This is a genomic window from Solirhodobacter olei, assembly GCF_004010155.1.
GTDB lineage: Bacteria > Pseudomonadota > Alphaproteobacteria > Rhodobacterales > Rhodobacteraceae > Solirhodobacter > Solirhodobacter olei.
Genome location: NZ_RRYH01000060.1, coordinates 1 through 11,746 on the forward strand (window position 1 = coordinate 1; position 11,746 = coordinate 11,746).

Annotated in this window: 12 protein-coding genes; 5 read left to right on the forward strand and 7 right to left on the reverse strand. The window is 62.8% G+C overall.

Features of this window, described 5'->3' with window-relative positions:
• Window positions 1-6 precede the first annotated feature (6 nt).
• The gene (gene copD, locus EIP85_RS22095; protein WP_127904373.1) at window positions 7-822 is read right to left on the reverse strand and encodes a copper homeostasis membrane protein CopD; all 816 of its coding nucleotides are present in this window, start codon (window positions 820-822) and stop codon (window positions 7-9) included.
• A gap of 3 nt (window positions 823-825) precedes the next feature.
• Window positions 826-1,182, reverse strand: a complete 357-nt coding sequence (copC, locus tag EIP85_RS22100; RefSeq protein ID WP_127904374.1) for a copper homeostasis periplasmic binding protein CopC — start codon at window positions 1,180-1,182, stop codon at window positions 826-828.
• A 279-nt stretch (window positions 1,183-1,461) separates the two neighbouring features.
• On the opposite strand from copC, the gene EIP85_RS22105 reads away from it, so the two are divergent.
• The gene (locus EIP85_RS22105) at window positions 1,462-1,650 is read left to right on the forward strand and encodes a hypothetical protein (protein ID WP_127904375.1); all 189 of its coding nucleotides are present in this window, start codon (window positions 1,462-1,464) and stop codon (window positions 1,648-1,650) included.
• Between the two features lie 342 nt (window positions 1,651-1,992).
• Window positions 1,993-2,307 carry a hypothetical protein gene (locus EIP85_RS22110; RefSeq protein ID WP_127904376.1) on the forward strand — a complete coding sequence of 105 codons (315 nt, stop codon included), beginning with the start codon at window positions 1,993-1,995 and terminating at the stop codon, window positions 2,305-2,307.
• A gap of 339 nt (window positions 2,308-2,646) precedes the next feature.
• Here the strand turns inward: EIP85_RS22110 and EIP85_RS22115 are convergent, their stop codons facing one another.
• The 5 genes from EIP85_RS22115 to iolG form a co-directional block, all read right to left on the reverse strand.
• Window positions 2,647-3,519, reverse strand: coding sequence for a MurR/RpiR family transcriptional regulator (locus EIP85_RS22115; RefSeq protein ID WP_127904377.1), 873 nt, complete (start codon window positions 3,517-3,519; stop codon window positions 2,647-2,649).
• A gap of 118 nt (window positions 3,520-3,637) precedes the next feature.
• Window positions 3,638-4,612, reverse strand: coding sequence for a hydroxyacid dehydrogenase (locus EIP85_RS22120; protein ID WP_127904378.1), 975 nt, complete (start codon window positions 4,610-4,612; stop codon window positions 3,638-3,640).
• The gene (locus EIP85_RS22125) at window positions 4,612-5,430 is read right to left on the reverse strand and encodes an HpcH/HpaI aldolase family protein (protein WP_241560145.1); all 819 of its coding nucleotides are present in this window, start codon (window positions 5,428-5,430) and stop codon (window positions 4,612-4,614) included. Before EIP85_RS22125 ends, EIP85_RS22120 begins: the two co-directional genes overlap by 1 nt.
• An 8-nt stretch (window positions 5,431-5,438) precedes the next feature.
• Complete coding sequence (locus tag EIP85_RS22130; RefSeq protein WP_241560146.1) at window positions 5,439-6,875, reverse strand: NAD-dependent succinate-semialdehyde dehydrogenase; 1,437 nt, start codon at window positions 6,873-6,875, stop codon at window positions 5,439-5,441.
• Window positions 6,872-7,879 carry an inositol 2-dehydrogenase gene (iolG, locus tag EIP85_RS22135; protein ID WP_127904380.1) on the reverse strand — a complete coding sequence of 336 codons (1,008 nt, stop codon included), beginning with the start codon at window positions 7,877-7,879 and terminating at the stop codon, window positions 6,872-6,874. Before iolG ends, EIP85_RS22130 begins: the two co-directional genes overlap by 4 nt.
• 101 nt (window positions 7,880-7,980) lie before the next feature.
• Here iolG and iolD point away from each other — a divergent pair, with 101 nt between their 5' ends.
• From iolD to EIP85_RS22150, 3 genes are read left to right on the forward strand one after another with little or no spacing between them, the layout of a single operon-like run.
• The gene (iolD, locus tag EIP85_RS22140; RefSeq protein ID WP_127904381.1) at window positions 7,981-9,852 is read left to right on the forward strand and encodes a 3D-(3,5/4)-trihydroxycyclohexane-1,2-dione acylhydrolase (decyclizing); all 1,872 of its coding nucleotides are present in this window, start codon (window positions 7,981-7,983) and stop codon (window positions 9,850-9,852) included.
• A 3-nt stretch (window positions 9,853-9,855) separates the two neighbouring features.
• Window positions 9,856-10,755 carry a myo-inosose-2 dehydratase gene (gene iolE / locus EIP85_RS22145; protein WP_127904382.1) on the forward strand — a complete coding sequence of 300 codons (900 nt, stop codon included), beginning with the start codon at window positions 9,856-9,858 and terminating at the stop codon, window positions 10,753-10,755.
• Window positions 10,752-11,567 carry an SDR family oxidoreductase gene (locus tag EIP85_RS22150; RefSeq protein WP_127904383.1) on the forward strand — a complete coding sequence of 272 codons (816 nt, stop codon included), beginning with the start codon at window positions 10,752-10,754 and terminating at the stop codon, window positions 11,565-11,567. The genes iolE and EIP85_RS22150 overlap by 4 nt, the downstream gene beginning before the upstream one ends.
• Window positions 11,568-11,746 lie beyond the last annotated feature (179 nt).

The following is an 11,746-nucleotide window of genomic DNA, read 5'->3' on the forward strand; positions in this document are numbered from 1 at the left end:
GAAAGCTCAGACCGGGTTCAAGAGGCCAAACACGCTGACCAACAGCACGACCCCGACGCTGCAGGAGATCTCCAGCATTGTTCCGCGGCGAAGATCCTTCAATGCCTTGGTCCCGGCTCCGTTGGAAAGCCGCGGCACGTGCACATAGCGGTTGGCAAGGGCAAGCCCTACCATGACGGCCACGAGCAAGACCTTGAGCACCAATAGCGCCCCGTAGAGCGACCTTGGCTCCCAAGGGATGTATCCAAGTGTCAGCACGGTGTTAATGATCCCGGTGAGGATCACGCCGGCAACCGCGAGATGGCCCCACTGCGAAAATCGTGTCAGCCTTGCCAGTTCCTCCCGATCCGGAACCTGCCGCAAGCCAGCCAGCACGGCCGGCAGGGCCCCGACCCAGTAGCCAGCGCTCAGAAGATGCAGAGCATCATTTGACCTGTGCAAAACCCCGGGCCAGCCAGCCTGCATTGCAGCATGGCCGACGAGGGCAGCACTGACCAGTGCAAGGGCCGCTGCAGTCCTGACGCTCCTCTGCCGCCACAGAGCCAAGCCAAGAGCCGCGACGAGCGCCAGATGCAGTGTCCAAGCTTGGCCAACGGCGGTGGCGGATACCAGCAGCCAGATTGTCGGGGGATCGATCGCGGCTGACCAGGTTCCGGCGGCCTCGACGGTCTCCAGGAACAACCACGCCACCCCGGTAACCGCTAACAGACCCCAAAGCGATCGATGAAATCGCGGGGCGCTGACGCCATATGCCTCCCGGCCCCAGAGCAGCATGGCGGCTCCGAAATGAAGGAACCGGCAGAGCGACAGCACCCCGATCATGACTTACTTGACCGTGAAGCTGAAGCTGCCATGCGTACGATGCCCATCCGTCGACAGGGCATGCCAAGCCACGGTGTAGGTCCCTTTCTTAAGCGTCTGGGCCAACGGGACGATCAGCTGCTGGTCGTTGCCCTGTGTCAGAGAGGCATGCTTCAGCTTGACCCTCTCCTTCCCTGGCCCCGTGACAGTGACGCCCGTGAACGCAAGCGAAACGCCCTCGGAGAAATCGAGGGTCAGATGGCTGGGCGCAGGGGTCACGATCGATTTTGCTGGCGGGACCTCCTTCATCAGATGGGCATGCGCGAACGCGGCTGATGCCGGCAGGGCAAGGGCGACGGCGAGCGTGATGGCTTTCTTCATGATTGGATCCTCAGCCGGATGGTCCGGCGGTTGCGATTGGCTCCGCCCGCGGACGGAGGTTTTCCCCGCAGCAACTGAATGTCCGCGGATTTCCGATGATCTTTTGGCATGGCTTCAGGCGGAATCTGGAGGTCCGCGGATGTCCTGCCCGTTCAGGGCGACCAGTTGCACTGCAGAGCCAATGACCATTTGGCGGCCAAGCCTCGACAGATGGAATTTCAAAGGTGGCAAGCCGCCGAGAGCTGGCTCGACCATAGGCATCGTTGCCGGTTGGCAGAGATGTCGGAGTTCGCGTGTCAGATCCCGCGGAAGCTTCTTGCCGCAGATATCGTCACCGGTACCTCCTACAGCGGCGAAACGGGCCAAGGCGAGATCGTCAAGCGTCGGCATCCTGTGTGCCGCCACGGCCAAGACAGAGCTGACGGCCAGGAGGGCGACAACGACAAGACCATAGAGATTGTGCTGTGAACGACGCATGGCATTTGCGTAGCAGAAGGTGAGGGACGGTTCCAAGGAGCAAGGTGTCACGGGCGTCTCTCCCCGGATATCTTATTGCCCAAGACGATGGACGGCCCCAATGCTCCGCGAGCTGCCACTGTGCTTGAGGCAGCCGCGATGGTGAACTCGCGGGGCCAGACCTGGAAAGGTCATTGGCGGAATAGGGTAGCTTCGCCTGACTCTGAAATACTCAAAAGGACCACTTTTCCGACACATAATTGCCCCGTCGCAATTTGAGCGTGTCCGGGGTGGGGGCGTGAGTAGCAGGGGTTTTCAAATGTCTTTTTCGTCCTATGCCAAGAGAAACATCGCATGATTGAAGCGATGTTTCTCGACACGCAGACTCTCGCACAGCTGGCTGAGGGACCTGAAGAGGCACTGACTTCGGCTCTCATTGGAGCCCTGGGCAAGGAGGCCTACGTTATGAGAAAGGCTCTCATCTCTCTCTTACGGGCAGTGAGCGCGCGCAATCATGGAAGCAAAGAGATTTTGCGGGAGGAGTTGCGCAAGGCATTGCAGGACCGAACCCAACCGCGCCCAGTCTTCGACCGCGGTGAACATTCTGACGATGTCGTTGACTATCTTTTCAAGTCGCTTGAGCTGCATCTGTCCCCAAATCGGGTCTGACCGCCAACATGGGGTCGCATGACACATCTCAGCATGATAAAGGGGCGTCGGTGTTTGGACGGCTTTGTCATTTGTGGACATTTCGAAAGGGATTTCCTGAGCAACGTTGGTCGAAGCAGGTTGCGGTCATTTGTCTGTTTGCGCGGCGCGTCCGACCGCTGTCCCTGACGAGTCCGCATGCTGGGTCCCAATCAGGTTGCCGGGCTTGAGAGGCGCTTACAGTGCCACAGGGCGTCCCTGCAGCGGTCCGGTTCGATCATGGTCGTTCACATCCGCCCTTGCATCTGGTTGCGTCGCCTTTAGAGCGCCGGTTGCGTCTGACAGAGCCATTTGAGCTGCTCATTTCTCAGTAACGATCGGAATCCGCGGCGTCTCGCTGTCGTGCTGGACCCGGGCGGCGACGCAGGTCATCAGCGCCTGTGCTAGGCACATTGGCGCGGCGAGCGATCGAGAGAACGTGTATTCATGTTCAGGCACGGCAAACAGGACGCGCGCCGACTTCATCAGGGGTGAAAGCGTCGTATCAGAGATCGCAACGATCGGCACGCCACGCGCGGCACACTCCCCTGTAATATTAACGACTTCGGTCGCGTAGAAGCGAAAGGAGACGGCGATCAGAAGGTCCGTCGGCTGGATGGTCCGCGCCATATGCGTCGAAAGCCCGCCACTTGCATCCAGCAGGATGCAGCGCTTTCCAAGCATGGTCAGGATGTAGCGCATCAGGTTGACGACGGGTTCGGACCTGAGTTGGCCAATCAGGTAGACGGTGCCCGCCTGCTCGATCAACTCCGCCGCACGGCTCAGATCTTCGGCGCTGATCTTTTCCAGCATATCCTGGAGCGACGCGATGTCACGCACGACGAGATCGCGAAGGAAGCCAAGTTCGGAGCGGTCTTCACGGAGCTGCAATTCGCTCTCCAGCGCCCTCTTGCGGGCGTCAAAGCCCGGTGCGGCCGTCGAAAGGCGCTTCTGGAACAGCGCCTGCAAGTCCTTGAACCCGGTATAGCCCAGAGACTGCGCAAAACGGACGAAGCTGGATGCGTGAATATTGCAACTGGCGGCGATCGTATTCACTGGACGGATCGCGACCTCGTTCGGGTTCTGCGTGAGATAGACCGAGATCTGCTGGTAGGTCTTGCTCATCTGGTCATGACGGTCGTGGATCAGGCGGATCAGATCCTCGTAATTCTCCGGTGCCTTGGTCCCATGCATGACGCGATCCGTTCCTTTCGATGCGGCTGCTGGGCCGCGGTCCTGAATTAGCGAATGACGCTGTCAAAATTGCATCCGAGCACACCTGCAATCAATATTGCAATGCACTGCAAGCAATTCATCGCGCCTCCGGCACGTGGGCATGGTTGACGACGAGGTTGGGGTCAATCGTGCCATCAAAGAAATCAAGGACGTTCTGCACGGCAGCGACGGCCATCCGCTCCGCGCACTCGGCTGTCAGACCAGCGATGTGGGGCGATAGCAGCACATTGTCCAACTCGGCGAAGGGTCCGCCGTTTACAGGGGGCTCCTTGTCGAAAACATCAAGGCCCGCGCCGAAAACGTGACCCGAAGCCAGCGCCTCGCGCAGAGGTTCCTCGGCCAGGATGCCGCCGCGCGCGGTGTTGGTGAGGATGACCCCCGGTTTCATAAGAGCAATTTCTTCTGCGCCGATCAGCGGCTTGTCACCCTTCGGGATGTGGACCGAAATGCAATCGGCCCAGGCCAGGCCTTCGGCCAGCTTGCTGACCGGGGCGGCATTGCCATCAGGCCAGCCCGCCCTCACGAGGAATGGATCATAGGCGCGCACTTCCATCTGGAAGCCCTTGGCCATGCGGGCAAGGTGACGGCCGATGCGGCCATAGCCGAGGATTAGGAGGTTCCGTCCGCTGATCTCGCGTGCCTCCAAACGGTTGCGCCAGCCCCAGGGGCCTTCGCGCACCGAGTGGTCCGCAGCGAGGGCGCGCTTTGCGACGGCAAGGATCTGCATCATCGCGTGTTCGGCCACGGAGATAGAATTGACGTCGCCAACTATGGTCAGAGCGATCCCGCGGGCGTTCAGCGCCGCCAAGTCGACGGCGTCGTAGCCCACCCCGTGCCGCGAGACGACCTTGAGCCTTTTGACTTTCTCCAGTGTCGCCGCAGTTAACGGTTGGGTCCGCAGGATGAGGGCGTCGGCTTTGTCGATCATGGGTGCGTAGGAGGCCTCGGACACCTCCTCGATGTAATCGAAGGTGTATCCGTTGCGGGCCGCCTTTTCGAGCAAGGCGACACCGGAAGGGTGCAGTTTTCCCGCAGCCAGGATGTGCGGCATCAGTAGCTCCGTTCATTCGTGCCGATGGGCTCGGCCGCATTGGCCTCTGCGCTGGTCAACTCGCGCCAGCGGGCGACCGAGGCCGCCGCCGCGCTCGCCAGAAGTCGGGTGTCGCCCGAGACCGTCGTCATCCGGTAGCCCCAACCAATGGCCCGTGCGGCATAGTCGGGCGTGCCGCAGTGGAGGGCGGCCACGATCCCATTTGCTTGACAGACCTTTGCGATGTGCTGGATGAGGGCGACCATCTCCTCTTCCTGCCGGTCGAAGCCTGGGGGCAGGCGGCCCGCCTGCGTGCCCAGAGTCAAGTCGGCCGGGCCGACGTAGATGCCGTCAAGGCCGGGCGTCGAGGCGATCTCTTCAAGGTTGTCCACGCCGGCCTGGGTCTCGATCATGGCGAAGGCGAGGATTTCGTCGTTCATCGCAAGCCCGTAGCCTGGCATTGCGACGCCCGCGCGGGTCGGGCCGAAGCTGCGCTGACCCTCCGGCGGATAGCGCAGGTAGGAGACGAATTCCTCGGCTTCAGCGCGAGAGTTGATCATCGGGCAGATGATCCCCATCGCGCCCGCGTCCAGCGCCTTCATGATCGCCGCCGGGTCGAGCCAGGGCACCCGCGCCATCGCCACCACGCCCGAGGCCCGCATCGCCTGGAACATCGGTAGGACCGCGGAATAGTCCAGCGCACCATGCTGAATGTCGATCGAGATAGCGTCATAGCCCTGCGCCGCCATAATCTCGGCGGTAAAGGGATTGCCTATCGAAAGCCAACCGTGCAGCACGGGCCGGCCCTTGGCCCAGATATCCTTGAGCTTGTTGCGCATGATCCCCCCTAGAAGACGATTTGTGCCAGCTTGGTGTCGAGGTAATCGGCGATACCCTCGGCCCCGCCCTCGCGGCCCATGCCGGAATGGTTAGTGCCGCCGAACGGCGCCTCTGCAGCGGCAAGGGCAAAGGAGTTGATGCCGACCATCCCCGATTTCAGCGCTGACACTGTGCGTCGCGCACGGTCAGGCGACCGGGTGAAGGCATATGCAGACAAGCCCATGTCGCATGCATTTGCGCGCTCCAGAACTTCATCCTCGGTGGTGAAGCGGGTGATGGCGGCGACGGGGCCGAAGTTCTCTTCGGCGAAGACAGCCATATCGTCGGCCACCTCAGTCAGGACAGTCGGTTCATAGAAATGGCCGGTGTTGTGCGCGGGCGAGCGACGGCCGCCATGGGCCAGCTTCGCCCCGTCCTTCACGGCCGCCTGTACCACGGTGTCGATCTCTTCCAACCGGCGGGCATTGATGAGCGGGCCCATCGTCGTAGCTGGGTCCAGCCCATCGCCCAGCACTATGGCCTTGGCGCGGTCCACGAAGCCCGCGACGAAGGCGTCATGAAGGCTGTCGTGGACGAAGATCCGGTCGGGCGTCACGCAGACCTGCCCGCAATTGGCGAATTTCGTAGGCACTGTCATGTCCAGCGCCTCCTGCAGATCGGCGTCGTCATAGACGATCAGCGGCGCGTTGCCGCCGAGTTCCATCGACACCTTCTTAACCGTGTCAGCTGCATCGCGGATCATCTGCTGACCCACACGCGTCGATCCGGTGAGCGAGACCTTGCGGACCCGCTTGTCTGCCATGATAGGCGCATAGGTCGCGGCCGTGCTGCCTACGACAAGGTTCACCGCGCCATTGGGCAGGCCTCCCGCTCGGATGCAATCCACCATGATCATCGCTACGCCCGGCGTCTGAGACGAAGGGCGCAGCACGACCGGGCAGCCGGCGGCGAGCGCCGGGGCCAGCTTGCGAGCGGGCAGGGCAGCTGGAAAGTTCCAGGCCGTGAATGCGCCGACCACGCCCACTGGCTCGTGCGTCACTTCGAACCGACCACCGGGAACGCGGCTGTCCACGATACGGCCGTAGATGCGGCGGGCCTCTTCGGCGAACCAGCGGAACTGGTCGCAGGCCAGACCCCATTCTCGGCCCGCCTGCGCCAGCGGCTTGCCGGTTTCGGTAGCGATCATGCGCTGCGCCTCGTCGGTGCGGGCCAGCATCGCGTCGGCGATCCGGTGCAGCGCGTCGGCGCGGCCAAAGCCGCCCATCGCGCGCAGAGGCGCCTGCGCCCGGGCGGCGGCCTCCAGCGCGGCCTGCGTGTCACTGGCATCCGCGGCGGGGATGGTGCCCAGCACCTTCTCCGTCACGGGCGAGACGACATCGAGCGTAGCCCGTCCGGCTTGCCAGGCCCCGTCGATGAAATTGCTGAATGGTGCGTACAGAGTCACGCAAGTTCCTCCATCCGGACGGTGCGGCCTTCGCGCACCGAGAGCAGCGCGGCCTCGGCTAATGCCAGCGCCTTTTCGCCATCGTCGAAGCCGACGGCGGGCGGGGTGCCCTGTTCGACGCAATCCACGAAAGCGTCGATTTCCGCCGCGAAGGCCTGCCCGTAGCGTTCGATGAAGAAGTTCTGCAGCGGCGGCGCCTGATCGGTGAACTTGGACCCGTAAAGCCGCATATGGCTTTCAGCGTGGTTTTCCGACAGGGCCATCCCGCCGCTGCCGAAGGCCTCCACCCGCTGATCATAGCCATAGACGGCGCGGCGCGAGTTGCTGATGACGCAGTGCTTGCCGCTGGCCGTGGTCATCAGCACGCTGACCGTATCCCAATCGTCACACCGGTCCATCAGCGCGGGCGAGACGAGGCGCGAGCCGGTCGCTGTGACCGTCTCGATCTCCTCGCCAAGGATGAAGCGGGCCATGTCGAAATCGTGGATCGTCATATCGCGGAAGATGCCCCCCGAGACCTCGATATAGGCATCCGGTGCGATGTCGGGGTCGCGCGAGACGATGGTGACCTGATGCAGATCGCCGATCTGACCGCTCTCGATCGCCCGGCGTACGGCGCTGTGGCCGGTGTCGAAACGGCGCACGAAGCCCAGCATGATCGGCACATCGCTGACCGCGATCTTCGCCGCGCAGGCGCGCACTCGGGCCAGCGACAGATCGATCGGCTTCTCGCACAGGATCGGCTTGCCCGCCGCCACGGCCTGTTCAATGAAGTCGGCATGCGTGGCGGTCGAGGTCGCGATCAACACCGCATCAACATCGGCTGAGGCGAAGATTTCCTCGGCCGAGTCGAACTCGCGCACACCGAGCTTCTGCGCGACGGAACTCGATGCTTCCTTGATGACGTCAAAGACGCCGGCCAGCTGAGCACGTTGGTGCGAATTGACATTTTCCGCGTGCATGCGACCGATCCGGCCACAGCCGAGCACTGCAATCCTGAGCATCAAATCCTCCCTGCTTTCAATGACAATGTTTGTTGCGCATAGTCCGGTGTGTCAATATACATTTCTGGAGTGAGGAGAATCCATATCCAGGAGGAGGCGAGATGTCGGGGAAAACCGTGCGTCTGACGATGGCCCAGGCGCTGGTGCGCTGGCTCACCAATCAGTACACAGAGATCGACGGCGAACGCGTGCCGTTGTTTGCCGGTCTCTTCGGCATCTTTGGGCACGGCAACGTGACCTGCCTGTCAGAGGCGCTGGAGCAGGTGCAGGATCAGCTGCCGACCTACCGCGGCCAGAACGAGCAGAGCATGGCGCTCGCCGCCATCGGCTATGCCAAAGCGAAGCGCCGCCGCCAGATCATGATTGCCGCGACCTCCATCGGACCGGGGGCGTCTAACATGGTCACCGCCGCCGGAACCGCGATGGCGAACCGCCTGCCGGTGCTGTTGCTGGCAGGCGACACCTTCGCCAACCGTCTGCCGGACCCGGTGCTGCAGCAAGTAGAGCATTTCGGCAATCCAACGATCACAGTGAACGACGCGTTCAAGCCGGTGGTGCGCTACTGGGACCGCATCACGCTGCCCGAACAGATCATCACATCGTTGCCTCAGGCGGTGGCGACGATGCTGGACCCGGCGGATTGCGGCCCGGCGTTCATCGGTCTGGCGCAGGACACGCAGGAAAAGGCCTTTGACTATCCCGCCGTGTTCTTTGAGCCTAAGGTCTGGCGCATCCCGCGCCCGCGCCCGGACCTTGATGCGGTGGCCGCGGCGGTGGAGTTGCTAAAGTCCGCGAAGAAGCCGATGATCATTGCTGGCGGCGGCGTGCGCTATTCGCTGGCTGAGGAGGTCGTGGCAGACTTCGCTGGAAAGCACGGCATTCCGGTGGTGGAGACGATCGCCGGCAAGGGTGGGCTGACGCATGACCACCCGGTTCACGCGGGGCCGATCGGTATCGTCGGTTCGACCTCGGCCAATGCATTGGCGGGGGAGGCCGACGTGATACTCGCCGTTGGCACCCGGCTTCAGGATTTTACCACCGGGTCTTGGACCGCGTTTTCGCAGGAGGCGCAGTTCATCTCCGTCAACGCCGCGCGGTTCGACGCGGTGAAACACCGAGCACTGTCGGTCGTGGGTGACGCGCGAGAGACGGTAACCGAGATGGATGCAGCCCTTGGCGACTGGGTCGCGCCAGGCGAACGGCTGAAGGTGGCGAAAGACCTTTTTGCCAAATGGAACCGGATCCTCGACGACCATCAAGCTCCGACCAACGCTCCGGTACCCTCCTATGCGCAGGTCATTGGCGTGATGAACAAGGTTGCGGGCCCCAACGACACGCTGATCGGGGCCGCGGGCGGCACGCCGGGCGAGATCACCAAGAACTGGCGCGTGAAGGCCCCTAACACCTTCGATTGCGAATTCGGCTTTTCCTGCATGGGTTACGAGATCCCCGCCGGCTGGGGCCACGCAATGGCCCAAAAGGGGCCGGGCGGGCTTGGCGGGACGCCGATGGTCATGCTGGGGGACGGCACCTACCTGATGATGAACTCGGACATCTATTCGGCAGTGCTGACTGGCGACAGGATGATCGTCGTGGTCTGCGACAATGGCGGCTTCGCGGTCATAAACCGCCTGCAGCAGTTCAAGGGCGTGCCAGGCTTCAACAACCTGCTGAAGGATTGCAGGATCGCCGATCCGGAAAACCCGCCGCATGTCGATTTTGCCAAGCATGCCGAGGCGATGGGAGCCGCTGCGCGTCATGTCGAAGGCCTCGCCGACCTCGAAGAGGCATTGAAGTGGGCGCAGGGCAATGACGGGCCTACGGTCATCAGCATCGTGTCGGATGCTTACGCCTGGGTGCCGGGCGACGCCGACTGGGACGTGGGCGTTCCGGAAGTGTCCAACTTCGAATCCGTAACCGAAGCCCGCAAGGCGCAGGATGCGATCCGCGCCAAGCAACGTGTGGGGGTCTGATTTATGAAAGCCAAACTTGGCATCGCCCCCATCGCATGGTGGAACGATGATCTGGAGGAGCTGTCGGACGACGTCAGCCTGGAGGAATGCCTGCGTCAGGCCAGCGTCGCGGGCTTCACCGGCATGGAAACGGGCCGCCGCTTTCCGATGAACATGGCCGAGCTTGGGCCAATCCTCGACCGCTACGGCATCTCGGTCTGCGGCGGCTGGTTCTCGGGCCTGCTACTGGATGGAGACATCGAGGCCGAAAAGGACCGCATCCGTACGCAGATGGATTTCTTCATCGCAGCCGGTGCGCCCTGCATCGTCTATGGCGAAACGGCCCGCTCGATCCAGGGGGACAGGTCGAAGCCATTGGCAACGAAGCCGAAGCTCTCGGAGGACGAGATCCGCGTCTACGCACACAAGATGACCGAATTCGGCGAATGGTGCGCCGATCGGGGTATGCCGCTGGCCTACCATCATCACATGGCCGCCGCGATCGAGACCGAGGCCGAGCTGGATCAGTTCATGACCCATTCGGGCGATGGCATCCCGCTTCTTTTCGACGCGGGCCACATGGCCTTTGCCGGTGGCGACGTGCTGCGGGTGATCGACAAGCATCATGCGCGCATCAGCCATGTCCACACCAAGGACGTGCGCATGCACGTGATCGATGCGCTGGACCGAAGCCGGGAAAGCTTCCTCGACGCCGTGGTAAAGGGGGCCTTCACCGTGCCGGGCGATGGCTCGCTGGATTTCGCGGCAATCGTTCAGCGGCTGGCGGCCTATGGCTACGAGGGCTGGTTCGTCGTCGAGGCGGAACAGGACCCGAAGGTCTCGCCCCCGCTGGAGATGGCGAAGAAGGGGCATGCGGAACTGATGCGCGTGATGGCCCTGGCAGAATACGAGGTGGTGCAATGAACCGGATCGATGGAAAGATCGCAGTTGTCACGGGCGGTACTCAAGGCCTTGGCGCAGCCATTGCGCGGCTCTTTGCGGAGGCCGGGGCGGCGGGCATCGCCATTGTCGGGCGCGGGCGCGAGAAGGGCGCCGCGGTGGCCAAGGGTATCACTGGCAAGACCGGCGTGCCGGTCGAGATGATCGTGGCCGATCTGCGCGATATCGATGACGTGCGCGGGATCATCCCGGCGGCCGATGCGCGGTTTGGTCGGGTGGATATTCTTGTCAATGCCGCCGGTCTGACCGATCGCGGCAACCTGTTGAACACGACGCCCGAACTGTTCGACCGAATGTTTGCCGTGAACACTCGGGCGCCGTTCTTCCTCATGCAGGACGCGGTGAAGCTGATGGAACGGGACGGCGTTGAGGGCAGCATCGTCAACATAGGCTCCACCTCGGAACGCGCCGGCCAGCCCTTCATTGCGCCCTATTGCGCGTCGAAGGCGGCACTTGCGACGCTGACACGGAATTCGGGCTATGCGCTGATGCGCAACCGCATCCGGGTGAACCAGCTGGACATCGGCTGGATGAACTCGGACCACGAACGCGCCCTGCAGGCCGAAGAGTCGGGCGATGCCAGCTTCATCGACCGGGCGGCGGCTTCGATGCCGTTCGGGCGGCTCCTGGAACCGGCCGAGGTGGCCCGCGCCGTGCTGTGGATGGCCTCCGACGACAGCGGGATGATGACCGGCTCGGTCGTGCATTTCGACCAGTCCGTCTGGGGCGGCTACGATGGGCAGGCCCCGGCGCCGGCGGAAAAGCTGAAGGCCTGAACCCATGAAGACGATCAAGGAGCCGGTCGTCTACCTTGCCCAGTTCGCCGCAACGCAAAAGGCCATCTGCCCGCTTGGGTCATGCCGGTGACCGGCTGATCGTCAATCCGGCTTTCGATGAATGTCAGGAGGAAAGACATGACGGACAAACCGCGGCTCAACGTCGGTCTGATCGGCAG